Source organism: Arthrobacter sp. J156, assembly GCF_056172865.1.
The window spans coordinates 2,958,071-2,981,628 of record NZ_CM149650.1 but is presented as its reverse complement, the minus strand read 5'-3'; the positions used below and the strand labels follow the sequence as shown (position 1 = coordinate 2,981,628).

General features: G+C 70.9%; 26 protein-coding genes. 19 read left to right on the top strand and 7 right to left on the bottom strand.

Annotated features, from left to right (window positions below; genetic code table 11):
• Positions 1-192: 192 nt before the first annotated feature.
• From AC0QR5_RS13785 to AC0QR5_RS13770, 4 genes are all read left to right on the top strand, one after another.
• Complete coding sequence (locus tag AC0QR5_RS13785) at positions 193-1,203, top strand: TRAP transporter substrate-binding protein (RefSeq protein ID WP_329862345.1); 1,011 nt, start codon at positions 193-195, stop codon at positions 1,201-1,203.
• Positions 1,200-1,706, top strand: a complete 507-nt coding sequence (locus AC0QR5_RS13780; protein WP_329862347.1) for a TRAP transporter small permease — start codon at positions 1,200-1,202, stop codon at positions 1,704-1,706. The genes AC0QR5_RS13785 and AC0QR5_RS13780 overlap by 4 nt, the downstream gene beginning before the upstream one ends.
• A 2-nt stretch (positions 1,707-1,708) precedes the next feature.
• Positions 1,709-3,016 carry a TRAP transporter large permease gene (locus AC0QR5_RS13775; RefSeq protein ID WP_329862349.1) on the top strand — a complete coding sequence of 436 codons (1,308 nt, stop codon included), beginning with the start codon at positions 1,709-1,711 and terminating at the stop codon, positions 3,014-3,016.
• A 105-nt stretch (positions 3,017-3,121) separates the two neighbouring features.
• A complete protein-coding gene (locus tag AC0QR5_RS13770) occupies positions 3,122-3,910 on the top strand; it encodes an HAD-IIA family hydrolase (RefSeq protein WP_329862351.1) in 789 nt (262 codons plus the stop codon).
• Here the strand turns inward: AC0QR5_RS13770 and pyrE are convergent.
• On the bottom strand, positions 3,907-4,467 hold the full coding sequence (pyrE, locus tag AC0QR5_RS13765; RefSeq protein ID WP_329862353.1) for an orotate phosphoribosyltransferase: 561 nt from the start codon (positions 4,465-4,467) through the stop codon (positions 3,907-3,909). The genes AC0QR5_RS13770 and pyrE overlap by 4 nt on opposite strands.
• A gap of 55 nt (positions 4,468-4,522) precedes the next feature.
• On the opposite strand from pyrE, the gene AC0QR5_RS13760 reads away from it, so the two are divergent.
• The 4 genes from AC0QR5_RS13760 to AC0QR5_RS13745 are packed head-to-tail and all read left to right on the top strand — an operon-like array spanning position 4,523 to position 8,202.
• Positions 4,523-5,002: a MarR family winged helix-turn-helix transcriptional regulator gene (locus tag AC0QR5_RS13760; protein ID WP_329862355.1), complete on the top strand. Its 480-nt coding sequence runs from the start codon at positions 4,523-4,525 to the stop codon at positions 5,000-5,002.
• Positions 5,003-6,643, top strand: a complete 1,641-nt coding sequence (locus tag AC0QR5_RS13755) for a stealth conserved region 3 domain-containing protein (RefSeq protein ID WP_430633445.1) — start codon at positions 5,003-5,005, stop codon at positions 6,641-6,643.
• 39 nt (positions 6,644-6,682) lie between these two features.
• On the top strand, positions 6,683-7,264 hold the full coding sequence (locus AC0QR5_RS13750) for a TetR/AcrR family transcriptional regulator (protein WP_329862357.1): 582 nt from the start codon (positions 6,683-6,685) through the stop codon (positions 7,262-7,264).
• Positions 7,261-8,202, top strand: a complete 942-nt coding sequence (locus AC0QR5_RS13745; protein WP_329862359.1) for a DMT family transporter — start codon at positions 7,261-7,263, stop codon at positions 8,200-8,202. The genes AC0QR5_RS13750 and AC0QR5_RS13745 overlap by 4 nt, the downstream gene beginning before the upstream one ends.
• Here AC0QR5_RS13745 and AC0QR5_RS13740 read toward each other — a convergent pair.
• Positions 8,192-9,109, bottom strand: a complete 918-nt coding sequence (locus AC0QR5_RS13740) for a phosphodiesterase (protein ID WP_329862361.1) — start codon at positions 9,107-9,109, stop codon at positions 8,192-8,194. The two genes, AC0QR5_RS13745 and AC0QR5_RS13740, sit on opposite strands and share 11 nt — an antisense overlap.
• Positions 9,110-9,278: 169 nt before the next feature.
• Between AC0QR5_RS13740 and nadE the strand changes: the two genes are divergently transcribed.
• Both nadE and AC0QR5_RS13730 read left to right on the top strand, forming a co-directional pair.
• Positions 9,279-10,100 carry an ammonia-dependent NAD(+) synthetase gene (gene nadE / locus AC0QR5_RS13735; RefSeq protein ID WP_329862363.1) on the top strand — a complete coding sequence of 274 codons (822 nt, stop codon included), beginning with the start codon at positions 9,279-9,281 and terminating at the stop codon, positions 10,098-10,100.
• A gap of 256 nt (positions 10,101-10,356) precedes the next feature.
• The gene (locus AC0QR5_RS13730; RefSeq protein WP_329862365.1) at positions 10,357-10,836 is read left to right on the top strand and encodes a hypothetical protein; all 480 of its coding nucleotides are present in this window, start codon (positions 10,357-10,359) and stop codon (positions 10,834-10,836) included.
• Positions 10,837-10,991: 155 nt separating this feature from the next.
• On the opposite strand, the gene AC0QR5_RS13725 is transcribed toward AC0QR5_RS13730, so the two are convergent.
• The 5 genes from AC0QR5_RS13725 to AC0QR5_RS13705 all read right to left on the bottom strand — a co-directional run bounded on the left by AC0QR5_RS13725 (position 10,992) and on the right by AC0QR5_RS13705 (position 15,784).
• On the bottom strand, positions 10,992-11,996 hold the full coding sequence (locus tag AC0QR5_RS13725) for an NAD(P)-binding domain-containing protein (protein WP_329862373.1): 1,005 nt from the start codon (positions 11,994-11,996) through the stop codon (positions 10,992-10,994).
• A 58-nt stretch (positions 11,997-12,054) separates the two neighbouring features.
• A complete protein-coding gene (locus AC0QR5_RS13720) occupies positions 12,055-13,554 on the bottom strand; it encodes a CoA-acylating methylmalonate-semialdehyde dehydrogenase (RefSeq protein ID WP_329862367.1) in 1,500 nt (499 codons plus the stop codon).
• A 93-nt stretch (positions 13,555-13,647) separates the two neighbouring features.
• Positions 13,648-14,409, bottom strand: coding sequence for a hypothetical protein (locus AC0QR5_RS13715; protein ID WP_329862376.1), 762 nt, complete (start codon positions 14,407-14,409; stop codon positions 13,648-13,650).
• The gene (locus AC0QR5_RS13710; protein ID WP_329862378.1) at positions 14,406-15,407 is read right to left on the bottom strand and encodes an ABC transporter ATP-binding protein; all 1,002 of its coding nucleotides are present in this window, start codon (positions 15,405-15,407) and stop codon (positions 14,406-14,408) included. Before AC0QR5_RS13710 ends, AC0QR5_RS13715 begins: the two co-directional genes overlap by 4 nt.
• Positions 15,404-15,784 carry a GntR family transcriptional regulator gene (locus tag AC0QR5_RS13705; protein WP_329862380.1) on the bottom strand — a complete coding sequence of 127 codons (381 nt, stop codon included), beginning with the start codon at positions 15,782-15,784 and terminating at the stop codon, positions 15,404-15,406. The genes AC0QR5_RS13710 and AC0QR5_RS13705 overlap by 4 nt, the downstream gene beginning before the upstream one ends.
• Before the next feature lie 132 nt (positions 15,785-15,916).
• Between AC0QR5_RS13705 and AC0QR5_RS13700 the strand changes: the two genes are divergently transcribed.
• The 9 genes from AC0QR5_RS13700 to AC0QR5_RS13660 all read left to right on the top strand — a co-directional run bounded on the left by AC0QR5_RS13700 (position 15,917) and on the right by AC0QR5_RS13660 (position 23,452).
• Positions 15,917-16,720: an exodeoxyribonuclease III gene (locus AC0QR5_RS13700; protein ID WP_329862382.1), complete on the top strand. Its 804-nt coding sequence runs from the start codon at positions 15,917-15,919 to the stop codon at positions 16,718-16,720.
• A 2-nt stretch (positions 16,721-16,722) separates the two neighbouring features.
• A complete protein-coding gene (locus AC0QR5_RS13695; protein ID WP_329862384.1) occupies positions 16,723-17,571 on the top strand; it encodes a DUF8083 family protein in 849 nt (282 codons plus the stop codon).
• A gap of 85 nt (positions 17,572-17,656) precedes the next feature.
• A complete protein-coding gene (locus AC0QR5_RS13690; protein ID WP_329862386.1) occupies positions 17,657-18,103 on the top strand; it encodes a hypothetical protein in 447 nt (148 codons plus the stop codon).
• 8 nt (positions 18,104-18,111) lie between these two features.
• The gene (locus AC0QR5_RS13685; protein ID WP_329862388.1) at positions 18,112-18,237 is read left to right on the top strand and encodes a hypothetical protein; all 126 of its coding nucleotides are present in this window, start codon (positions 18,112-18,114) and stop codon (positions 18,235-18,237) included.
• A gap of 24 nt (positions 18,238-18,261) precedes the next feature.
• The gene (locus tag AC0QR5_RS13680) at positions 18,262-19,533 is read left to right on the top strand and encodes a hypothetical protein (protein ID WP_329862390.1); all 1,272 of its coding nucleotides are present in this window, start codon (positions 18,262-18,264) and stop codon (positions 19,531-19,533) included.
• A gap of 23 nt (positions 19,534-19,556) precedes the next feature.
• Positions 19,557-20,183 carry a hypothetical protein gene (locus AC0QR5_RS13675; protein ID WP_329862391.1) on the top strand — a complete coding sequence of 209 codons (627 nt, stop codon included), beginning with the start codon at positions 19,557-19,559 and terminating at the stop codon, positions 20,181-20,183.
• Positions 20,180-20,635, top strand: coding sequence for a hypothetical protein (locus AC0QR5_RS13670; protein ID WP_329862393.1), 456 nt, complete (start codon positions 20,180-20,182; stop codon positions 20,633-20,635). Before AC0QR5_RS13675 ends, AC0QR5_RS13670 begins: the two co-directional genes overlap by 4 nt.
• Positions 20,632-21,471, top strand: coding sequence for a hypothetical protein (locus AC0QR5_RS13665; protein ID WP_329862395.1), 840 nt, complete (start codon positions 20,632-20,634; stop codon positions 21,469-21,471). The genes AC0QR5_RS13670 and AC0QR5_RS13665 overlap by 4 nt, the downstream gene beginning before the upstream one ends.
• 112 nt (positions 21,472-21,583) lie before the next feature.
• Positions 21,584-23,452 carry a glycoside hydrolase family 13 protein gene (locus AC0QR5_RS13660; RefSeq protein WP_329862397.1) on the top strand — a complete coding sequence of 623 codons (1,869 nt, stop codon included), beginning with the start codon at positions 21,584-21,586 and terminating at the stop codon, positions 23,450-23,452.
• Positions 23,453-23,558: the final 106 nt, after the last annotated feature.

Sequence of the window (23,558 nt, the reverse complement as noted above, 5' to 3'; positions counted from 1 at the left end):
TCCATCTTGGTGCATCGGCAGCCCGGACGACACCCCCGAGACGCCGCCGTTGCCGATGGCAACTGATGGCAACCGCTCGCTTCCGGCGGCGCGGCATGGGCATCATGCTTCAGTACCGCCAACGGGGCCGGTCGCCCCGGCACGGGGCGCGCGGGGTCGAGGACCACCGGCCGGAAAGCAGCACCACACACCATGAGATCCACCCTTCTGCGCGCCTCCGCCGCGCTCACGGCGGCCGCGCTCGCACTGACCGCGTGCTCGGCCGGCGTCTCCGGCACCCCGGAGGACGGCAAGACGCTGATCCTCTCCCTCAACCAGTCCGAGTCCCACCCGTCCTACGTGGCGCTGACGTCGTTCGGCGAGCGCCTCGCCGAGGCCACGGGCGGCCGCTGGGACATCAAGGTCTACCCGAACGAGACGCTCGGCGCGCAGCAGGAAGTCGTCCAGCTCGTGAGCGACGGCTCCGTCGACATGGCCGTGGCGTCCGGTACGCAGCTCGAGAACCTGAACCCCGAGTTCGGCGTGCTGAACCTGCCGACCGTGTTCGAGGGCATCGACCACCAGATGTCCGTCCTGCGGGACCGGGACATCGTCGGCGAGCTGTTCGGCTCGCTCGAGCCGGAGAAGAACCTGACCGTGCTCGGCGGCCTCACCCAGGGCGACCGCAACCTCTACACGGTCCGCGGCCCCGTGACCACGCCCGCCGATCTGCGCGGCCAGAAGGTCCGCGTCCAGGAGTCCGACGTCCACATCTCGATGGTCAACGCGATGGGCGCCTCCGCCACGCCGATGTCCTACGGCGAGGTCTACACGGCGCTGCAGTCCGGGGTCCTCGACGGGGCCGAGAACAACGAGATCTCCTACGTCACGCAGAACCACAACGAGGCCGCCCAGCACGTGGCCCTGACCCGGCACCTCGTGGGCCTGGACTACATGCTCGTCAACGCCGACACCTACCACGGCATGGCGGCCCGGGATCGAGAGGTCTTCGACCGCGCCTGGGACGAGACCGTCACCGAGCACACCGAGCTGTGGAAGCAGGAGACCGAGGCGGCGATCGCGCGCGCCGAGTCCCGCGGAACCGTCTTCAACGAGGTCGACGAGGAGGCATTCGCCGAGGCCCTGGCCCCCGTCGTCGAATCCGCCCTGCGCGGGACCGCGGACCGCGAACTGTTCGACGCCATCCAGGAGGCCGCCCGGTGAGCACCGTCAAGAACGTCCTCGACACCGCCCTGAAGTGGCTGTGCATCGTCCTGTTCACCTCCCTCGTGGCCGTCGTCGTCTGGCAGGTCTTCAGCCGCCAGGTCCTCAACGCCCCCGCGACATGGACCACCTCCGTCGCCCAGTACCTGTTCGTCTGGCTCGCCCTCTTCGGCGCCGCCTGGGTGTTCTCCGAGAAGGAGCACATCGCGGTGGACTTCATGACCCGGATCCTCGGCGTCAACGACAAGCGGTGGCTCGAGGCCGCCGTGAACGGGATCGTGTTCGCCTTCGCGGCGCTCGTGCTCTTCTGGGGCGGGCTGCGCGGCGTGGACCTGACGTGGACGCAGAAGGTCTCGGGCCTGCCCGTGAGCGTCGGGATGATGTACCTGGCCCTGCCGGTCTCCGGCGCCATCACGATGCTGTACTCGCTCTTGCACCTCGTCGAGGCGCTCCGCGGGCGCGGCCTGCCGGACGACGGCGAAGAGATCCGGGAGGCGGTGTGAGCATGGATCCCGCACTCGTCGCAGGCATCGTCCTGATCGTCGGCATCGCCGTCCTCCTCCTGGCCCGCGTGCCGATCGCCGTCGCCGTCGGCTTCTCCGCGTTCGTCGCCGTCGCGGCCGTCATCGGCCTCGAGAAGGCCTCGTTCGTCGCGGCCCAGAGGCTCTTCACGGGCGTGAACTCGTTCGCCCTCCTGGCCATCCCGTTCTTCATTCTCGCCGGCGTGCTCATGAACAACGGCGGGATCGCCGCCCGCCTCATCGATGCCGCCAAGGTGCTCGTGGGGCGCATGCCGGGCTCGCTCGCGCAGACGAACGTCGTCGCCAACGCCCTCTTCGGTTCCGTCTCCGGCGCCGCTGTGGCCTCCGCCGCGGCCGTCGGCGGCGTGATCGGCCCGCGCCAGGCCAAGGAGGGCTACGACCGCGACTTCTCCGCCGCCGTCAACGTGGCCTCCGCGCCCTCCGGCATGCTGCTCCCGCCGAGCAACACGCTCATCGTCTACTCGCTCGTCTCGAGCACGTCGATCGCGACGCTCTTCGTCGCCGGCTACATCCCCGGGATCCTCTGGGCCGTGGCCTGCATGGCGGTGGTCTACCTCTACGTCCGCAAGCGCCCCGGCACCGGCGTGAACGAGTCAGTGCCACTGCGCGTGGCCCTGACGACCCTGTGGCGGGCCGTGCCCTCGATCCTCATGATCGTCGTCGTCATCGGCGGCATCTTGGCCGGGATCTTCACGCCGACCGAGTCGGCGGCCATCGCCGTCGTCTACTGCCTGGTCCTGGCCTTCGCCTACCGGGCCATCAGGGTCCGCGACCTGCCGGGGATCATCCTCAACACGACCCGCACGACCGCCGTCGTCATGCTGCTCGTCGGCGTCTCGACGATCATGGCCTGGGTCATGGCGTTCTCCGGCATCCCGGCCGCGATCTCCTCGGCGCTGCTGGGGCTGACGGACAACCCGTCGGTGATCCTGATCCTCATCATGATCACGCTGCTGCTCATCGGCACGTTCATGGATCCGACGCCGGCGATCCTGATCTTCGTCCCGATCTTCCTGCCGATCGTCACCGAGTTCGGCGTCGACCCGATCCACTTCGGCATCATGGTCACGTTCAACCTCTGCCTGGGCACCATCACCCCGCCCGTCGGCAACGTCCTGTTCGTGGGCGCACGGATCGCGAACCTGCGCGTCGAGCCCGTCATCCGAGCGCTCGTCCCGTTCTTCATCGCACTGATCGCGATGCTGTTCGTGGTGGCGTTCGTCCCGCAGCTCTCGCTGTGGCTTCCGGGCGTGCTGGGCCTGATGCCGTAGCACCGGCCTCCGCGTCCGGGGCGACCGCGGCGCCGACCCCGGCGTCGCGGTCACGGCGCCGGGGTGGAAGACTGGCAGCATCGGATCCTCCACCGAAAGGACGCCATGAGCGGACAGCGCACACCCCGGGACATCGAATGCTGGCTGACGGACATGGACGGGGTGCTGGTCCACGAGAACCGGCCGATCCCCGGCGCCGCGGAGCTGATCCAACGCTGGGTGGACACGTCCAAGCGGTTCCTGGTGCTGACGAACAACTCGATCTTCACCCCGCGGGACCTGCAGGCCCGGCTCGCCTCGTCCGGGCTGCACCTGCCGGAGGAGAACATCTGGACCTCGGCCCTGGCCACGGCCGAGTTCCTGAAGCGGCAGCTGCCGGGCGGGCGCGCCTTCGTGATCGGCGAAGCGGGGCTGACGACGGCGCTGCACGAGGCCGGCTTCATCCTCACCGACCAGGATCCGGACTACGTGGTCCTCGGCGAGACGCGCACCTACTCCTTCGAGGCCATCACGCGGGCGATCCGGCTCATCGAGGGCGGGGCGCGTTTCATCGCGACCAATCCCGACGCCACGGGGCCCTCGGCCGAGGGGCCGCTCCCGGCGACAGGGGCCGTCGCCGCGCTCATCACGGCGGCGACGAACCGCCAGCCCTACATCGTGGGCAAGCCGAACCCGATGATGTTCCGCTCGGCGTTGAACCGGATCGAGGCGCATTCGGAGACGACGGCGATGATCGGGGACCGCATGGACACCGACATCGTCGCGGGCATGGAGGCCGGGCTCTTCACGGTCCTGGTGCACACGGGCATCACGCAGCCCGGCGACGTCGAGACGTTCCCGTTCCGCCCGGACGCCACCTTCCCCTCCGTGGCGGAACTGCTCGAGGAGTTCTAGAGCCCCAGCTCGTCCAGGCCGAACGCGTAGAGGTATGGGACGCCGGCCTCGGACTCGATGCGCTCCTTGGCGCCCGTGTCCCGGTCCACGATCACGGCGACGGCGACGACGTTGCCGCCGGCCTTGCGCACGCCCTCGACGGCCGTGAGCGCGGAGCCGCCCGTCGTGGAGGTGTCCTCGAGGACGACGACGTCGCGCCCCTCGACGGAGGGGCCCTCGACCTGGCGGCCCATGCCGTAGGACTTCTGCGCCTTGCGCACCACGAACGCGTCGACCGTCCGCCCGGCGGCGCCGGCCGAGTGCATGAGCGCGGTCCCGACGGGGTCGGCGCCCATCGTCAGCCCGCCGGCGGACTCGAAGGAGATCCCGGCGTCGTCCAGCAGGCCCAGCATGACCTCGCCGACGAGCGGGGACGCCTCGTGGTGCAGTGTCACGCGGCGCAGGTCGATGTAGTAGTCGGCCTCCTTGCCGGAGGAGAGGACCACCTTGCCGCGGACCACGGCGAGTTCGGTGATGAGTTCGAGCAGGCGGGAGCGGGCGTCGGGCGCGGAAGTCATGGTCACGATTCTAGTGTCCCGAGACAGCCGGGCGGGCCGGGGATAGTCTGGGGGCATGAACGCTCAGCGACCCCTCGGATACTGGCTCAAGCTGGTGGATTCGCTCATCTCGGAGCAGTTCACCGTCTCCCTCGAGGAGCACGGCGTGACGCGGCGCCAATGGCAGCTGCTCAACGTGCTCTCCCGCGGCCCGGCCTCGGGCGGCGAGCTCACGGCCGCGCTCGCCCCGTTCTTCGGGGAACCGGCGCCCGACGGCGAGCCGTCGAGCCCGTCGGAGCACCTCGCCGAGCTCGTCGAGTCCGGCTGGGTCGCCGAGCAGGGCAGCACGTTCACCCTCACCGAGCGCGGGGCCACGAGCCTGGACCGCCTCACCGCGATCGTCGATGCCATGCGGGAGGAGTCCAGCGCGGGCATCAGCGAGGAGGACTACGCCACGACGGTCGCCTCGCTGCGCCGCATGGCCCTGAACCTCGGCTGGGACGATCCGTCCGGCACCGCCCCGGGATCCGCGTCCGACGCCGGACGGGACGCCTAGGTGTCCGCAGGCATCGCCGGGGAGGCCGTCACCCCGGGCGAGGTCTACCATGCCGCCCCCGAACCGGACGGGGGGCCGGCGCCGGTCCGCGAGGTCACCTCCGCCGCGGCGAGCGCCCGGTTCGCCGGACGGGAGGACGTCGTGCGCGCGAAGGGACGCTTCGCCGTCGTCCACCGGGACATGACGCCGCACGAGGCGATGGTGGCCGACCTCCTCGCCGTCCGCTCGGTGCTCGAGGACGCGGGCATCGCCTACCTCCTGGTCCGCGGCAACGACGCCCGCCCCGTGATCGCGGTGGGCTGGGAGCTGCGGAAGAAGCTCCGCTCGGCGCTCGTCGAGGCCTTCCAGGACGAGCCCTTCTACTCGCTCACCGTCGACGCGCGCAAGGACAAGGCCCTCCTCGTCGCGGACGGCCAGCTGGCCACGAGCACCAAGGCCCGGATGTTCCGCCTCTACCGCCCGCGGATCGACACCGAGGGCCACCTGCACTACGGGCAGGGCACGGGCGTGCAGATCGAGCTGTGGAAGTGGGACGACGACGGGAACCTGCAGCTGCCGATCGAGAACTCGCTGACCCGGGCCACGGTCCCGGCCGGCGAGGTCGTGCGCGGCACCGTCAAGCGCTTCGGGCTCGAGTGGCCGACCATCGAGAACATGTTCGCGGACCACGCCACGGACATCGACTTCCCGATCGACATCGTCTTCTCGTGGGTCGACGGCAACAACCCCGGATTCCAGCGCTACCGCGCCTCCTTCATGGAGCACGCCGTGGTGGGCGAGGGCGACGACGCCGAGGCGCGCTACCGCCAGATCGACGAGCTCAAGTACGCGCTGCGCAGCGTGCACATGTTCGCCCCGTGGATCCGGCACATCTTCATCTGCACGGACTCGGAGCCGCCCGCGTGGCTGGATCCGGAGCACCCGGGGATCACGGTGGTGCGGGCCGCGGACCACTTCAAGGACCCGTCCGTGCTGCCGACGTTCAACTCGCAGGCCGTCGAGGCGCAGCTGCAGCACGTCGCGGGCCTCTCCGAGCACTTCCTGTATTCCAACGACGACATGTTCTTCGGCCGCCCGCTCGGCCCCGACATGTTCTTCTCCCCCGGCGGGATCACCAAGTTCGTGGAGGCCGGGACGCGGATCGGGCTCGGGGACAACCACCTGGACCGCTCGGGCTTCGAGAACGCGGCGCGCGTGAACCGGCGGCTCCTGCACGACCGCTTCGGCCGGATCACCACGCGCCACCTCGAGCACACGGCCGCGCCGCTGCGGCGCAGCGTGCTGCTGGAGATGGAGGAGGTGTTCGCGGCGGAGTTCGCCGCGACGGCCGCGAGCCGCTTCCGGGCCAAGGACAACATCTCCGTCACGAACTCGCTCTACCACTACTACGCGCTGCTCACGGGGCGGGCCGTGACAAAGGTCGGCGCCAAGGTGAAGTACGTCGACACCACGATGTACTCGGGGCTGGACTCCCTCGGCAAGCTCCTGCGCAAGCGCAACCAGGACTTCTTCTGCCTCAACGACGGCAGCTTCCCGGAGGTCGGGGCCAGGGAGCGGCAGGAGCGCGTCGTCGGCTTCCTCGAGCGCTACTTCCCCATCCCGGCCCCGTGGGAACGACGCGAGGCCCCAGGAGGCACCTAGAGTAGGTAGACTGGTCTATCTACTCATTCAGGAGGTGCCATGTCGACGTCATCACCCCGGGAACGCCCGGCCCGCGACAGGTTGTTGGCCGCGGCCGCGGAGCTCTTCTACGCGAACGGCGTCGCGGCGAGCGGCATCGACTCGATCACCGCCCGCGCGGGGGTGGCCCGCAAGAGCCTCTACAACAACTTCTCATCGAAGGACGAACTCGTGCTCGCCTACCTCACCGAGCGGCACCGGGAGTGGCTGGGGCTCTACGAGGCACGGCTGCGGGACGCGACGACGGCGCGGGGGCGCGTGCTGGCGGTCTTCGACGCCTACATCGACCACGCCGAGTCCGCCTACGCCCAGGGATTCCGGGGGTGCGGACTGCTCAACGCGGCCGCCGAGCTCCCGGCCGGCTCACCCGGCCGGGCCGCCGTCCGTCGCCACAAGGAAGAGGTCGAGGAAGTCCTGACCGACGCCCTCACCGGGCCGCTCGGCGCCGCTCGCGGGGCGGCCCTGGCGGAGCAGTTGGCCTTCCTCCTCGAGGGGGCTGTCGCCCGCTCGGGGCTGGAGGGCACCGCGGAACGCCTGATCCGCGCACGGGAGATCGCCGGCGCTCTCGTGGACGCGGCGTGAACCGCGAGCGTCTGGCCGCCCTCGCCGCGATCTCGGCCACCTCGGTCCTGTGGGGCACCACGGGAACGGCCGCGACGTTCGCCCCGGACGCCGGACCGCTCGCGATCGGCGCGGCGGCCCTCGGCATCGGCGGGCTCCTGCAGGCGCTCATCGCCCTGCCCGCGCTCCGCGCCGCCCGCGGACGGCTTCGGGAGAACCGGCGCCTCGTCGCGGTCGGCGCCGTGGCCGTGGCCGTCTACCCCCTGGCCTTCTACAGCTCCATGCACCTGGCCGGAGTGGCCCTCGGCACGGTGGTCTCGCTCGCCTCGGCGCCGCTTGCCTCGGGCGTGCTCGAGTGGCTCGTCCAACGGGCGCCGGTGAGCCGCTGGTGGGTGCTCGCCGCGGGGCTCGGCGTCGCCGGCAGCGCGCTGCTGTGCGCGTCGAAGATGGCCGGCGACCCCGCGGACGCGCTGCCCGCCCTGGCCGGCATCGCGCTCGGGCTCGTCGCCGGTGCGACGTACGCCTGCTACTCGTGGTGCGTGCGCCGCCTGCTCGACGCCGGCATCGGCCGGGCGGCCGCCATGGGCTCGGTGTTCGGCAGCGGCGGGCTGCTGCTCATGCCCGTCCTGCTCGCCACGGGCGCTCCCCTGCTGGCCGAGCCGCAGTCGTTCGCCGTGGCCGCTTACATGGCGCTCGTGCCCATGTTCCTGGGCTACCTGCTGTTCGGCTACGGGCTCCAGCGCGTCGCGGCGAGCACGGCCACGACCGTCACCCTCGGCGAGCCCGCCGTGGCCGCGGTCCTCGCCGTGATCGTCGTCGGCGAACGCCTCGGAGCGGCCGGCTGGACCGGGCTCGGCATCATCGCGGCCGCCCTCGTGGTCCTGGCACTCGCCCCCGTGAACACGCAGCCGACGTCCGTCGTCCCCGGCAGCCCCGCGGGCGGCGGGACTACGACGTGAGCTGGGCCCCGGCGTCGTACTGGATCCCGTGCTCGGCGAGGATCCGGGCGACGTCCCGCGGGGAATGCTCCTGCCCCACCAGCGCGCCGCCGGCTGCCGGCACGACCGAATGGACGACCGCGTCCCGGTAGACGTGGACCAGGTTGTAGGCCTGCGCCGCGTCGCGCCCGCGCGTGCCCCGGATCCCGGTCGACGCGTCCAGGGGGCCCGCGAGGTCCTGGGTGTAGCACGTGGCCGAGGCGACCGAGACGGGGATCCCCGCGAACGTCGAATGCGTCGAATAGTGCAGGTGCCCGCCGAGGATCGCCCGCACGTCGCTCCCCCGCAGCACCTCGGCGAGCGCCGCCTGCCCGCGCAGCTCCACGAGGATCGCGAGCGGCTGCACGCTCGGCACCGGCGGATGGTGCAAGGCCAGGAGCGTGCCCTCCGGCGCCGGCGTCGCGAGGGCGTCCGCGAGCCACTCCAGCTGGACCGTGCTCAGGGCGCCGTGATGCGCGCCGGGCACCGTGGTGTCCAGGGTGATGACGCGCAGGCCCCCGAGCCAGTACACGCGGTCCAGCGGCGCGGAATCGCGGCCCTCGTCGAGGAGGCACTCGCGCAGGTTCGCCCGGTCGTCGTGGTTGCCCATCGCCCAGATCACCCGGGCGCCAAGGCGTTCGGCCGCGGGTTCGACGACGGCGCGTAGCCGCGCATACGCCGTCGGCTCGCCCTTGTCCGCGAGGTCCCCCGTGAAGACGAGCGCCTCCGGGCGGGCGCCCGAGGCCTCGAGCTCGTCGAGGATGCGGCGAAGCCTCGCCTCCGAATCCAGGGTGCCCGCCAACGGGACGCCGCCCCCGACGAGGTGCGTGTCGCTCAGGTGCAGCAGGAAGTGCTCCGGGCGGGGATGCTCGGGCCGGATGGTGTCCATGACCTGCTTCTTTCGTCGCGGGGGTCGGTTCGGCTCCACTTCACCCCATCCAAGCAGACTCGCGCTGAACAGGGAATGAACCGGGCGGGCATGTCCCGGGCTGCGGGAACGGGCGCCGCACCCCGCGCCACGCAACCGGGCCGAAACATGGCCCCGGTAAGCTGGCGCCATGCGTGAACTGCAGGCCGCCATCATCGAGGACATGGGCGTCAAGCCGGAGATCGACCCCGCCGGGGAGGTGGCCCGGCGCGTGGCGTTCCTCAAGGACTACCTCGCCGCCACCGGGACCGCCGGGTTCGTGCTCGGGATCTCCGGGGGGATCGACTCGACGCTGGCCGGGCGGCTCGCGCAGCTCGCCGTCGAGGAGCTCGCCGCCGAGGGCATCGAGGTGGACTTCGTGGCCGTGCGCCTGCCCTACGGGGAGCAGCACGACGAGGCCGACGCGCAGGCAGCCATGGAGTTCATCGGGGCCAAGACCGAGTGGACCTTCAACATCCAGGCCGGCGTCGACGGGCTCGAGTCCGAGTTCGCCGCGACGACGGGGCGCCCGATCTCCGACTTCAACAAGGGTAACGTCAAGGCCCGCCTGCGCATGACGGCCCAGTACGCGCTGGCCGGCGAGCGCAACCTGCTCGTCATCGGCACGGACCACGGGGCCGAGTCCGTGACCGGATTCTTCACGAAGTTCGGCGACGGCGGGGCCGACGTGCTGCCGCTGTTCGGGCTGGACAAGCGCCAGAACCGCCAGCTGCTGCAGCACCTCGGGGCTCCAGAGGCCGTGTGGCGGAAGGTCCCCACCGCCGACCTGCTCGACGGGCAGCCCGGCCGGACCGACGAGGACGAACTAGGGATCGGCTACGACGACATCGACGACTACCTCGAGGGCCGGGAGGTCTCCGACGAGGCCGCGGCCGTGATCGAGCAGAAGTACCTGCGGACCCGGCACAAGCGCACCGTCCCGGTGACGATCTTCGACACCTGGTGGCGCTGACCGGCGCTCACCACCCCATCACCCGAAGGCCCCTTCCGACGATGTCGGGGAGAAGGTCCGAAAAGGCGCCTCATTCCAACACCTTCCCCGACACGACCAGGGTCTAGGTTCCGGGATCCGGGGTCCGGGGTCCGGGGTCCGGGGTCCGGGGTCCGGGGTCCGGGGTCCGGGGTCCGGGGTCCGGGGCTAGCATGATCCCCAAGCCGCCAGACGGATCGACCCTGTCAGGCGGAGTCTCGTGAAGGGCGGGCGTCGCATGGGCCATCGGAATGTCGGGCTGCTGGGAGCCGGAGTCGCGACGCTCTTGGCCCTCGGATCCTGCGGGATGCAGCCCGGGGCGGAATCCACCGAAGGCCCGTGCCGCGCGGCCGGCGCTTCGTCGGCGTGGGGGGACTGCGGGATCACGGTCTTCCTCGAACGCAGCGACGATGCTGCCCGGCCGAGCCGCGCCGAGGCGATCCAGCACGACCTCTCCTGGTACGAGGAGGCGATCCGGACGAGGGAAGCCGTCACGACCGAGGTCCCGCTGACCCGCTACGTCGACCTGTTCCAAGGCGCCTTGGAGGCCCTCCCCGCGGCCGAGGAACGGCTCGGCGAGACGGACACCGCGACGCTCGAGGCGCAGCGGAACGGGCAGCCCGTGGGAACGGTCGAGGTGGTTCCCCACGCCGACGGCGGGTTCTACGTCTCGGAACTCGTCTTCGCTCCGAGCGACCCCTCGACCTGCTCGGACTGACCAGCCCGCCGGCCGCTCCCGCCCGTCATCCTCGCCCCACGGCGTCGGGGAAGAGGTCCGAAAGACTGACTTTTTCCAACAAGTTCCCCGACGCCGCCGAGGGGTCGGGCTCGTGCGGGAGCGCGAAAGGTGCGGGGTGTGTGGCGCGGGGCGCGTCAGCTGCGGTCGCGGATGTCCGTGATGATCCCGGAGAAGTCGCGCCCGGCGCCGCCCTCGTCGCGGAAGCGCTCGTAGATCGCCGCGGCCATCGGCCCGAGCTCCGCGGCGACGCCCGTGGCCTCGAGCGCCGCGACGGCGAGTCCCAGGTCCTTGGCCATGAGCGCCCCTGCGAACCCTGGCTGGTAGTCGCGGTTCGCCGGACTCGCCGGCACGGGCCCGGGCACGGGACAGTTCGTCGTCACGGCCCAGCACTGGCCGGAAGCGGTGGAGACCACGTCGAAGAGCGCCTGGTGGCTCAGTCCCAGCTTCTCCCCGAGCACAAAGGCCTCCGAGGCCGCGATCATGCTCACGCCGAGGATCATGTTGTTGCAGATCTTCGCGGCCTGCCCGGCCCCGTGCCCGCCGCAGTGCACGAGCCGGCCGCCCATGACCTCCAGGAGTGGGCGGACGAGCTCCAGATCCTCCTCGAGCGCGCCGATCATGAACGTCAGCGTCCCGGCCTCCGCGCCGACGACCCCGCCGGACACGGGCGCGTCGACGGAGCGGTGCCCCGCGGCGACGGCGAGCTCGGCAGCCTCGCGCGCCTGCGCGACGTCGATCGTGGAACAGTCCAGGAACATCGTCCCCGGTGCTGCCGCGGCCAGGAGTCCGACGCCGGGGCCGGACCCGGGTGCCGCACCTGGCCCGGGCGCCGTGCCCGGCGAAGGCGCGGCCCCGGCGTCGTCCGCGTCCTCTCCCGAGGCACCCCGGTAGGCGTCGAGCAGGTGCCCCCCGCTCGGGAACATCGTCAGGACCACCGCGGCGCCGGCGACGGCCTCCGCCGCGCTACCGGCCACGGGGATCCCCCGCCCGCGCGCGGCGTCGAGGGCGGCGGGAACGACGTCGTAGCCCACCACCTCGTAGCCCGCGGCGACGAGGTTCGCGGCCATCGGCAGCCCCATGTGGCCCAGTCCCAGGAAGCCGATCCGGCGCGGGCCGACCGCTCCGGGGGCTTGCGGCATGCGGGCCGCGGGGTCCACCGGCCCGTTGCCGGCGGCGTTCGCCGCGTCGTCCACCACGTCAGCTGCCCTCCGGCATCGTGAAGCTGGCCCCGGAGCGGATCCCGGACGGCCAGCGGGTGGTGACCGTCTTGGTCTTGGTGTAGAAGCGGAACGCGTCCGGGCCGTGCTGGTTCAGGTCCCCGAAGCCGGAGGCCTTCCAGCCGCCGAACGTGTAGTAGGCGATCGGGACGGGGATGGGCACGTTGACGCCGACCATGCCGACGTCGACGCGCGCGGCGAAGTCCCGGGCGGCGTCGCCGTCGCGCGTGAACACGGCCACGCCGTTGCCGTAGCGGTGCTCGCTGGGCAGGCGCAGTGCCTCCTCGTAGTCGGCGGCGCGGACCACGGAGAGCACGGGGCCGAAGATCTCCTCCCGGTAGATGCTCATCTGGGGCCCGACGTGGTCGAAGAGCGTCGGGCCGATCCAGAAGCCGTCCTCGTGACCGGGAACGGACAGCCCGCGGCCGTCGACGAGGAGCTCGGCGCCCTCCTCGACGCCCTCCTCGATGAAGTCCTCGATCCGGTCCCGGGCCGACGCCGCGACGACGGGACCGAAGTCGGCCTCCGGGTCGGTGCCCGGACCGACCGTGAGCCCGGCGATCCGCTCGCGCAGCCGCTCCACGAGCGCGTCCGCCGTCGCCCGGCCCACCGGAACCGCGACGGAGACGGCCATGCAGCGCTCCCCCGCCGAGCCGAACGCCGCCCCGATCAGGGCGTCCGCGGCCTGATCCAGGTCCGCGTCCGGGAGGATCACCATGTGGTTCTTGGCGCCGCCGAAGCACTGCGCGCGCTTGCCCGCGGCGGCCGCTGCGGCGTAGATGGACTGGGCGATCGGCGTGGACCCGACGAATCCCACGGCCCGCACGCGCTCGTCGGCGATGAGCGCGTCGACGGCCTCCTTGTCGCCGTTGAGGACGTTGAACACCCCGTCGGGGAGCCCGGCCTCCGTGAAGAGCTCAGCGAGGCGCAGCGGCACGGACGGGTCCCGCTCCGAGGGCTTGAGCACAAAGGCGTTGCCGGCGGCGATCGCGGGGCCGGCCTTCCACAGCGGGATCATGGCGGGGAAGTTGAAGGGCGTGATCCCGGCGACGACGCCGAGCGGCTGGCGCAGCGAGTGCACGTCGATGCCGGGGCCCGCGGAATCGGAGAACTCGCCCTTGAGCAGGTGCGGCGCCGCGGCGCAGAACTCCACGACCTCGACCCCGCGCTGGATGTCGCCCTTGGCGTCGGCGACCGTCTTGCCGTGTTCGCTCGAGAGCAGGCGGGCGAGCTCCTCGACGTTCTCGTTGACCAGGTCCACGAAGCGCAGCAGGATCCGCGCCCGGCGCTGCGGATTGGTGGCCGCCCAGTCCGCGGCGGCCTTGTCGGCGGCGGCAACGGCCTCCGCGGATTCCGCGGCCGAGGCCAGCGGCAGTCGCGCCTGGACCTGGCCCGTGGCCGGGTCGTAGACGTCGGCGAACCTCCCCGAGGCGCCGTCGACGTGCTGGCCGCCGATGTAGTGGGTGAGGGTACGGACCATGGCTGCAGGCTCCTTCGACTGTGGGGCGGGTGGCCTCGGCCACCCGCCCCACAATTTACTCGGACTTCCTACTATTTTCTAGGGTCGTCCGGCTCATCGGCCGACCGGCGCCCGCCGCAGGACGAGCCAGCTGCCGGCGGCCCCGAGCAGCCCGATCGCGACGAGGACGGCGGCGATCTTCGGGAAGCTGAACGGACCGAACCAGGCGATCAGGTCGAAGCCCGTCCACAGGACCAGCAGCACGGCGAGGAGGATCGCGACGACGATGCCGAAGACGGCCGTCAACACGCCCTTCTGGTTCCAGCGCAGGTACAGCGAGGCGAACACGGCGCCGATGAAGAGCATCGAGAAGGAGATCCCGAAGCCCATGAGGAACAGGTACCAGTAGTTGCCGTTGCCGACGACGTACGTGTCGAACATCCGCGTCCCGGTGAACCAGTGGCCCGTGGCCCGCTCGAGCGCCAGGAACGCCACCATGGCCAGGGCCAGGAAGAGCGATTCCAGCACGAGGGTCACCGTGGTCCCCCACCAGTACTGCCGGCGCGTCGCCCCCATGCCCATCGCGTACGGCATGGTCCGGGCGTAGGCCATGACCCCGACGTTGACGAAGTAGCCGGCGAAGCACCAGAGGGCCGCCTGGCTGTTGCGGAATCCCTCGGAGAGCTGTTCGGGCGTCGCCGGGACGAACGCCTGCAGGATCAGCATGATGATGATCGAGATGCCGACGGTGCCCGCGAAGATCATGAGCGGGACGTCGATCATGCGGCTGCGGTCGACGAAGTGGAGCTTGACGATCTTGGCCAGCGGGTGGGCCCGTCCGGCCGTGGCGGTGCTGGCGAGCGTGGCGGTGCTCATCGCAGGGCCTCCATGTTCTCGGTGCTTGCGGCGCGGCGCGGGGCCCGGCCGTTGTCGGAACCGGGGCCGCGGCCGGAAGGCACGGCACCCGGGACGGCCGCGGCGGCGGCCGGGTCCTCGAGCAGCCCGTAGGCCGAGACGAGGTCCTGGAGCGAGACGCCGCCGAGCTCGAGGCCGTGCTCCGCGGCGAGCGAGCGGGCCTGCGCGTCCGCACGGCCCTGGACGGTGGCCGAGCGCAGGCCGCCGAGGGACTGCGTGCGCATCACGGTGCGCCCGGCGGTGGCCGCCTCGACGGCGGCGGCCGGCCCGGAGAGCGTGAACGCCGCGGACTTGGCCTCCTCGACGCCCATGTCCAGGACCTTGCGGCCACGGTCGATGACCACGACGTGTTCGAGGAGGTTCGCGGCCTCGTCGATCAGGTGGGTGGACATCAGCACGGTGCGGGGGTGCTCCATGTAGTCCTTGAGCAGGCGGTCGTAGAAGATCGCGCGGGCCGTGGCGTCGAGGCCGAGGTACGGCTCGTCGAAGATGGTCAGCGGGGCCCGGGAGGCCATGCCGACGATGATCGCGACGGCCGAGAGCTGGCCGCGGGAGAGCTTCTTGATCTTGGTCTTCACGGGGAGCCGGAAGGCCTCGACCAGTTCTCCGGCGAGCTCGGCGCTCCAGTTCTCGAAGAACCACGGCCCGGTGCGCAGCACGTGGTCCGTCTTGAAGTCCTCGGGGTACTTCTGGTTCTCCCTCACGAAGCACATCCGTGCGAGGACGGAGGCGTTCTCGAAGGGCTCCGCGCCGAAGACGCGCAGCGTCCCCGAGGACTTGGGCTCCTGTCCGGAGAGGATGGACATGATGGTGGTCTTGCCGGCGCCGTTGCGGCCGAGCAGGCCGGTGATGATGTTCTCGGCGACGCTGAATCCGACGCCGTCGAGGACCTGCGTGCGGCCGTAGTGCTTGTTCAGGCCGGCGACCTCGATGGCCGGGGCGGGACGTGCTGTGGTCATGGCGTGGCCTCCTGGGGCTGGCGCGCTGCGGCGCTCGTGATCATGTCGGCGAGCTGGGTCGGTGCGATCCCGAGCCGTGCGGCCTCGTCGAGCAGCGGCTCGATGTACTGGTCGCTGAAGGCCTGGCGCCGCTGCCGCACCAGCTTCTCGCGTGCTCCGGATCGGACGAACATTCCGATCCCCCTTCTCTTGTAGAGGATGTCCTTCTCGACTAGGCGGTTCAGGCCCTTGCCTGCCGTGGCCGGGTTGATGCGCAGGAAGGCGGCGAACTCGTTGGTCGACGGGACCTGGGACTCCTCCGGGTAGGTCCCGTCGATGATGCCGCCCTCGATGCGCTCCGCAAGCTGGATGAAGATCGGCTTGGACTCGTCCATCACCACACCTCCATGTTGCTTGGTTCATTACTCATGTAACTAACTAAAGCACTAAGGAACCCGGACGTCAAGGATTCCCGCCCCGGCCCCACGGCGGCCACTGGCGGGACGCGCGCCAATTGATAGGTTGGACGGGTGAAGATCGCCACTTGGAACGTGAACTCCCTCCGCGCCCGCGCCGACCGCGTCGAGGACTGGCTGCGCCGCACCGACGTGGACGTGCTGGCCATCCAGGAGACCAAGTGCAAGGACGAGAACTTCCCCTGGGAGCTCTTCGAGAACAACGACTACGAGGTGGCGCACTTCGGCCTGAGCCAGTGGAACGGGGTGGCGATCGCCTCCCGCGTGGGCCTCGAGGACGTCGAGCGCACCTTCTCGGACCAGCCCGCGTTCGGCAAGGGCGGCAAGGACCCCGTACAGGAGGCCCGGGCCATCGCGGCGACGTGCGGCGGGGCCCGCATCTGGAGCCTCTACGTCCCCAACGGCCGCGCGCTCGACGACGAGCACATGCCGTACAAGCTCTCCTGGCTCGAGACGCTCAAGACGCAGGCCGCCCAGTGGATCGCGGACGATCCGCGGGCCCAGGTGGCGCTCATGGGCGACTGGAACATCGCCCCCCAGGACGACGACGTGTGGGACATCGACTACTTCGTCAACGAAGGGCTCACGCACGTCTCCGCCCCGGAGCGCGCCGCCTTCCAGGCCTTCCTCGACGCCGGCTTCACCGACGTCGTCCGACCGCACGCCCCGGGCCCCGGCGTCTACACCTACTGGGACTACACGCAGCTGCGCTTCCCCAAGAAGGAGGGCATGCGGATCGACTTCGTCCTCGCCTCCCCGGCCCTGGCCGGCCGCGTCGGACACGCGTGGATCGACCGCGAGGAGCGCAAGGGCAAGGGCGCCTCGGACCACGCTCCCGTCGTCGTGGAGCTGGACTAGCCGTGGCCCCGGGGGGCGCGTCGGCGCGCCGGAGCCTGCCTCCGACGTCGTACCTCCGTGTCTTCCAGCCCCTGAGGGCGTACGACGACGGGGCCCAGGCCCGCATCTCCGCCCAGGGGGCGCTCGCCCGGCCCGGGTTCGAGGAGCGCGTCGCGGCCGAGGCCGTGCAGCGCCTGCTGCGCCCGGTCTCCGATCCCTTTCCGCGCGGCACGGAGGGCTACCGCGTGCTGCACTATCCGCTCCCCGAGGGAGTGACGGCGGCCTTCTACTGCCCCGAGCAGCTGCAGGTCCGCGCGACGCTGGCCTCGGAGCAGCTCGACGGGACCATGCGGCCACAGCTGCTGGAGATGCTCGTCCCGGACGCGGCGCGCGCGGTCAATGCCGCCCGGCTCGGCGAGACCGACCTCGCGGGCGAGCTCGGGTCGCTGCAGACGCGTGGGGCCACGTGGGCCGTGCCGTTCGCGTGGTTCGTCCTGCTGCGCGAGGACGACCACCGGGAGGTGGACGAGGACGGCGACCGCGTCCTCGGCGTCCGGCTGTCCGCGCCGATGGTGCAGGTCCTCGAGCGCGCGCGGTATGCGGCGGCGTCGCTCGCCGTGCACGCCCCCGAACTGGACCTGCTGGACGAGCTCACGGCGCTCGTGGAGTGGATGAAGCTCTTCCACCACGATTCGATCGTGGAACTGGACTACGGCGGCCTCGCCGAGTTCGTCTGGCCCGACGACTCCCCGCACGACCTGCGGATGGGCATCGAGTCGCTCTCCGAGGGCGACATGCTCGGCGCGGCGGCGGCCTATCGCCGGCTCACCACGCGCTGGCTCAAGGTCCGCCAGCTCGGCCGCGCCAACTAACCTCCCCCTGACATGGGGAGTTCTCCCCATGGAGAGGTCAGGGCGGTTTAGCCTAGGCTCTGGATCATCAGAGAGGAGGTCGACCGTGACCCAGTGGAGCATCAACGTCGAGTCGGCGCGCAAGGTCGTCAAGGACAGCCGCGATGCGTTCGACGACCTCGACGGGATCGAAGGCAAGATCCGGGCCGCGGGCGGCGAGTGTGCCGACGCGGCGGTGGAGGAGAAGATCTTCGAAGCGCTCAACGACTGCTACGACCGCGCTCTACGCCCCCTCTCGGTGACCATGGTCAAGGCCGGCCGCCAGGCGTTCGACGGCACCGATGCCGTCATCGACGCCGTGGTCGAAAGCGACATCGACATGGGGGACGCCTGGGACCGGGAACTCGTCCGCAGCGTCGAGAAGACGGCACAGGGCATCGACGACACCCCGGGCTACACGCCGGGCGAGTCGACGGATACCTCGCCCGTGGCCACGCAGACCCAGGACCCCTCCAATCCGGACCGCAACAGCGACGGGAGCTACCGGCTATGACGGGACAGGTGAGCTTCCCCTCCCACTGGCCCAGCAAGGTCGGCGACGGCACGAGCCTGTCCGACGCCGCGACGAGGCTCGGCAAGCACGGCACGACGGTCAGGGAGGCCGTCGAGGCCACGCAGACCAAGTGATCCTCGCTCCCGGACCACCTCACCGTGCCCGAGGGCTCCAAGATCCACAACGCGGTCGCCGAGAACGTGATCCCCTACGCGGACCTCGTTCAGGCCTCGGTCAGCGACCTCGAAACGGCGTTCGGCACGTTTGCCTCGCGGCTGAGCGAGTTCAAGCCGAAGTGGGAGGACATCAAGCAGCGCGTTGCCGACTACAACGCACTCGAGGCCCAGCCGACCGATCCGGAGGACCGCGAGGACGGAACGAGCTACCGCACCGCGTACAAGACCTCCACCCTGCAACAGGAGGTCGATTCCGCGGCGGACGACTACAAGGGCTACGTCGACGCCTGTGTCGAGGCGATCGAGAATGCCGACCCCTCCGCCGACCCGGAATGGGCGGGGAGCAACGTCAACCAATTCATCACAGGCGTGAAGAGCCACTGGTCGAACGCCCGCGGGGTCATGCAGAACATCGGCGGCTTCCGTTCCGTGGACGGCAAGGTCGGCTTCCGGTGGTCGTACACGAATCCGGCGCCGAAGAACATCTCGCAGTTCCTCAACGGAAAGGCCCCGTGGTGGCTGCCCGAGGAAGCGCAGAAGCGCTGGAAGGCGACGTTCCCCCACACCAAGAGCTACACGAGCTTCGGCCTCGACGGCGTGATGGAGCGACTCAAGCTCAAGGGCCTCTACAACAATGCGGACCCGAACTTCGACAGCTTCAAGGGCATCATCTCGGCGGATGGGCAGAAGGTCGCCCTGTACTTCGGCGCGGGCGGGACCACCATGCCTGGTTGGGCGGACAAGGCCACGAAGAAGATGCGCGCCTGGGACGCGAAGCTGACCAAGGGACTCGAGAGCCTGCAGAAGAACAAGTGGGTCAAGGGAGGCGGCGGGGCCCTGGCCGTGCTGGACACCGTCTCCACGTACAAGGATTCATACTCGACCGCCTACAACGACAGCCTGCGCGAGAACCCGGGCTTCAGCCCAGAGGAGCACCGCAAGGAGGCCGTGACCAGTGCGGCGATCACGGGGACGGCCGAGACGGCCGGCAAGGTGGCGGGCGGCATTGCGGGCCGGGCCGCCGGGGCCGCGGTGGGCCAGGCGCTGATCCCCATCCCGGGCGTGGGCGCGGCCGTCGGCGGTTTCGTGGGCGGCATCGTGGGCGAGAAGGTCGGCGGATTCCTGGGTAAGGAAGTCGGCAACTTCATCAACGACTGGCGCAAGGACGGTGCGAAGGAAGCGCTCGGCAACCTGGGCGACCGGGCCAAGGACGGGGCCAAGAAGGTCCTCGGTAAGCTGAACCCATTCGGCTAGCGACACGGGAGGAAGCCGCACGCATGGAGAAGATCACCGATCCGCTCGAGGTGCTGGACGAGTTCGTCCACACGCCCGAGCTGATCCTCGGAACCCTGCTGATCCTGGCGCTCATTGCCGGACTCGCCCTGCCCGCCCTCAAGGCCCTCGGCGGAACCTGGCGCTCCTGGGTCCTGGCGCCAGGGGTCGTGAACCTGCCGATGACGTGGTTCCAGACCCGGCACAAGTGGCCCTACATGCTGCTGTGCATGGCGGTTGCCTTGACGCTGATGCTCCCGACGATCTATTTCGAAGCCGCCCGCGACGAACACATGCGCCAGTTGTGGTGGACGCTCCCGTTCTTCTGGGTTCCCTGGCTGCTGACGGTGGTGTCCTTCTTCTACTGGCCGCTGTGGGCCACCCCGCGCTGGAACCGCGCGTGGGAGGCGCGTCGCCGGCACGAGGCCCGGGCGATCCCCTTCACCGATGCGGAGGTCGCCGCCGTCGAGGCGATGCCCGAGGGGCGGGGCAAACGCCGCCTCGAGCGCAACATCGCCGCGAGCCGCCGCTACGCCGCCGGACACGAGAACGCGTTCGCGTCACCCCGGAATTCCTCCCCAGGGGAATCCCCCCGGTCATCCGACGAGCAGAAGGGCCCCGAAAGCCGATGATCCCCGACACGCTGGTGACCGGCCGGACGGGCCGCGCCTCGTTCAGCGTCCCCTCGCAGTGGACGAGCGAATCCGTTCGCGACGAGATCGAGCTCCTGGCCTACCTGCCCGGTCCGGACGAGACGTTCGCGCCGAATGTCGCCGTGACCGTGAACCCCTTCGAGGGCACGCTCGATGGGTTCCTGCTCAAGGCCCTCGATGGACTCGCCTCCGCGCTGACCCTGCCCTACATCGTCGATGTGAGGCTCTGGGACGTCCCCGGCCGGGTCGTGCACTACACGCACGACGCGCCGGAATCGGGGCTGCGCCTGCGCGGCTGCGAGTTCCTGAGCATCCAGGGCGGGCTGGCCCTGCAGGTGAGCGCGACGACCACGGTCGCCCAATGGCCCGTGTTCTCCGAGCTCCTGGAGAAGATCGCCCGCACCGCCAAGCCGCTGGAGGTCGGCGCATGAGCAACCACCCGATCGATCAGGCCGTCCTCGCGGACCAGGGCCGGGAACTACCGGAGCTGGCGTTCCTGCGGGGCCGCCAGAGGTTCCAGTACGACGGCGCCTGGCTGGCCCCGGAGGCGGTCCAGCTGCTGCTGCAACTGGCGGACGGACTGGTCCTGGGCCGGCTGCAACGTGGCGGGCATGCCGCGGAACTGGATGCCCTCGAGGACGCGGGAATGGTCGACGGCACGTCCCTGACCGAGCTGGGCTCGGTCACCGCCGGGCTCATGACGTCGTCCCCCCACACCTTCCGGGTCTCGGCCGTCCACCACGGCCGGCAGGAAATGCTGCAGCTGTGGTCCGGAAACGGCGTGGCGTTGTCGTTCGCCGGGGCGGCGTGGAACGGCGGGGCCTTCGATCCCGAGGGACGCGTCCCCGGGCCCGGCCACGTCAATGTCAGGATCCTGCCGTTGCTGGACGTCAGCACCCACATCCTGCAGTGGCTCGGCATCGGACCAGCCTGGAGCCTGGAGCTCTCGCCCGGCGGCCTGTCGACGCAAGTGCTCGACGCCAAGGTGATGCACGATGCGCCGGGCCCGCTCCCGGAAGACGCCAATGCCGCGTTCCGGGAGGCCTGGGATCAGCCGTGGCTCATCTGGAGCTTCGAGGCCTCCGGTGAGGGCGGGACCCTCGAGGCCCTCACCTACGTGCACGCCGGCACGCGGGGACAGTACCGGATCGCGCAACCCGACGACGACACGGTGCTCTTGTTCGCGGTGGGCGCGTCGGTGGTCTTGGACCAGATCGAGGACCGCATCCAGGCCCTCGTGTTCGACCGGCCGGTCCAGTCGCTGTAGCCGGGGCCAAGGCGTCGGGGACAAGCCTCCCGCAACAGAGGTGAAAACGCTTCCACCGACCACTAGACTGGCCGGGTCACCCCCCCCGACGACGCGACCCCGGAGGACGCCCGTGGACCAGCCACGCACCGCTTCATCGCCGGCAACGGCCCTTTCCACCCCGCAGGCCCCGTGGTGGGCCGATGCCGTGATCTACCAGGTCTATCCGCGCTCGTTCGCCGATGCGGACGGCGACGGCATGGGCGACCTGCGCGGCGTCACGGCCAAGCTCGAATACCTCGCGGGCCTCGGCGTGGACGCCGTCTGGCTCTCGCCGTTCTACACGTCCCCGCAGGCGGATGCGGGATACGACGTCGCCGACTACCGCGACGTCGATCCGCTCTTCGGCACGCTCGCCGACTTCGACGAGATGCTGGAGCGCGCCCACGCCCTGGGCCTGCGCATCATCGTGGACCTCGTGCCGAACCACACCTCGGACGAGCACGTCTGGTTCCGGGCGGCCCTCGCCGCGGCGCCGGGCTCGCCCGAGCGGGCGCGCTACATCTTCCGCGACGGCAAGGGGCCGGACGGCGCGGAGGCGCCCAACAACTGGCAGTCGATCTTCGGCGGCCCGGCCTGGACGCGGACCACGGATCCGGACGGGACGCCGGGGCAGTGGTACCTGCACTTGTTCGACACCAAGCAGCCGGACCTCGACTGGGAGAACCCGGAGGTCCGCGAGGAGATGGAGGACGTGCTGCGCTTCTGGCTCGACCGCGGCGTCGACGGCTTCCGGGTCGACGTGGCCCACGGGATGGTCAAGGCCGAGGGCCTGCCGGACTGGTCCGCGAAGGTCGCGATGGTCGCGGGCAACGAGCCGGTGGCCGGCGCCGTCGGGACCCCGGACGCGACCGCTACCGCTGCCGCCGCGCCCGACTCGGCGGACGTCGCCGTCACGCTCGCCTCGGAGGACCTGCCGGAGACCGCGAACGGCAACATGGCGCCGTCGGGCAACGCCACCCCGCCGTACTTCGACCAGGAGGGCGTGCATGAGATCTACGAGTCCTGGCACCAGGTCCTCTCCGCCTACGACGGCGACCGGATGATGGTCGCGGAGGCGTGGGTCGAGCCGATGAGCCGGATCTTCCGCTACGTCCGCCGCGGCGAGATGCAGCAGGCCTTCAACTTCGGCTTCCTCCTGGCCGGCTGGGACGCGGCGCGGATCGCGGAGAACGTCGAGGAGACCCTCACCGAGGCCGCGGTCGTCGACGCCCCGCCGACGTGGGTGCTCTCCAACCACGACACGGTCCGCCACACCTCGCGCTACGGCCTGGCCGATCCGACGACGTTCCCGAAGGGCATCGCGGCGGAGGACGAGCAGCCGGACGAGCTCCTGGGCTTCAAGCGCGGGCGCGCCGCCGCGATGATCATGCTGGGCCTGCCGGGCTCGGCGTACGTCTACCAGGGCGACGAGCTGTCCCTGCCCGAGCACACGACGCTGCCGCACGAGCTGCGCCAGGACCCGAGCTTCTTCCGCACCCAGGGGGCGGAGCGCGGGCGCGACGGCTGCCGTGTCCCCGTTCCGTGGGAGGCCGGTGCGCCTGGCTACGGCTTCTCCCTGCCCGCGCAGGACGACGCCGGGGCCGCACCCCGGGTGCCCGGGGAACCGTGGCTGCCCCAGCCGGAGTCGTTCGCCCGCTACGCGGCGGACCGGCAGGTGGGCGTCGAGGGGTCCACGTTCGAGCTGTACCGGGCGCTGCTCGCCGAGCGCGCCGCACGGGGCCTCGGCCGGGGGCGGCTCGAGTGGGCGGCCGGGCATCTGCCGGAGCACGGAGCGCTCGCCTTCCGCAACGGGGACGTGACGGTGCTGGCGAATCTCGGCGACGCCCCCGTGGTGCTGCCGGAGGGCCTCGAGGTCGCACTCGCGAGCCACGACGAGGCCGTCTACGAGGGCCAGCTCGCCGCCGACTCGGCGGTCTGGCTGCTCCCGGCCGGCGACTAGCCGCGACGCACGGCGCCCCGCTTCCGCTCCCGGAAGCGGGGCGCCGTGCCGTTCGGCGCTGGGAACGGCGTGCCGCGGCACCCGGATCCAGCGCGCGCCGGCGTCG

What these genes read in the sequence shown, in the direction of transcription:
- AC0QR5_RS13785 (WP_329862345.1), top strand. Translation starts at nt 193, where the DNA reads ATGAGATCCACCCTTCTGCGCGCCTCCGCCGCGCTCACGGCGGCCGCG.
- AC0QR5_RS13775 (WP_329862349.1), top strand. Translation starts at nt 1,709, where the DNA reads ATGGATCCCGCACTCGTCGCAGGCATCGTCCTGATCGTCGGCATCGCC.
- AC0QR5_RS13770 (WP_329862351.1), top strand. Translation starts at nt 3,122, where the DNA reads ATGAGCGGACAGCGCACACCCCGGGACATCGAATGCTGGCTGACGGAC.
- pyrE (WP_329862353.1), bottom strand. Translation starts at nt 4,467, where the DNA reads ATGACTTCCGCGCCCGACGCCCGCTCCCGCCTGCTCGAACTCATCACC.
- AC0QR5_RS13760 (WP_329862355.1), top strand. Translation starts at nt 4,523, where the DNA reads ATGAACGCTCAGCGACCCCTCGGATACTGGCTCAAGCTGGTGGATTCG.
- AC0QR5_RS13750 (WP_329862357.1), top strand. Translation starts at nt 6,683, where the DNA reads ATGTCGACGTCATCACCCCGGGAACGCCCGGCCCGCGACAGGTTGTTG.
- AC0QR5_RS13740 (WP_329862361.1), bottom strand. Translation starts at nt 9,109, where the DNA reads ATGGACACCATCCGGCCCGAGCATCCCCGCCCGGAGCACTTCCTGCTG.
- nadE (WP_329862363.1), top strand. Translation starts at nt 9,279, where the DNA reads ATGCGTGAACTGCAGGCCGCCATCATCGAGGACATGGGCGTCAAGCCG.
- AC0QR5_RS13730 (WP_329862365.1), top strand. Translation starts at nt 10,357, where the DNA reads ATGGGCCATCGGAATGTCGGGCTGCTGGGAGCCGGAGTCGCGACGCTC.
- AC0QR5_RS13725 (WP_329862373.1), bottom strand. Translation starts at nt 11,996, where the DNA reads ATGCCGCAAGCCCCCGGAGCGGTCGGCCCGCGCCGGATCGGCTTCCTG.
- AC0QR5_RS13720 (WP_329862367.1), bottom strand. Translation starts at nt 13,554, where the DNA reads ATGGTCCGTACCCTCACCCACTACATCGGCGGCCAGCACGTCGACGGC.
- AC0QR5_RS13715 (WP_329862376.1), bottom strand. Translation starts at nt 14,409, where the DNA reads ATGAGCACCGCCACGCTCGCCAGCACCGCCACGGCCGGACGGGCCCAC.
- AC0QR5_RS13710 (WP_329862378.1), bottom strand. Translation starts at nt 15,407, where the DNA reads ATGACCACAGCACGTCCCGCCCCGGCCATCGAGGTCGCCGGCCTGAAC.
- AC0QR5_RS13675 (WP_329862391.1), top strand. Translation starts at nt 19,557, where the DNA reads ATGGAGAAGATCACCGATCCGCTCGAGGTGCTGGACGAGTTCGTCCAC.
- AC0QR5_RS13670 (WP_329862393.1), top strand. Translation starts at nt 20,180, where the DNA reads ATGATCCCCGACACGCTGGTGACCGGCCGGACGGGCCGCGCCTCGTTC.
- AC0QR5_RS13665 (WP_329862395.1), top strand. Translation starts at nt 20,632, where the DNA reads ATGAGCAACCACCCGATCGATCAGGCCGTCCTCGCGGACCAGGGCCGG.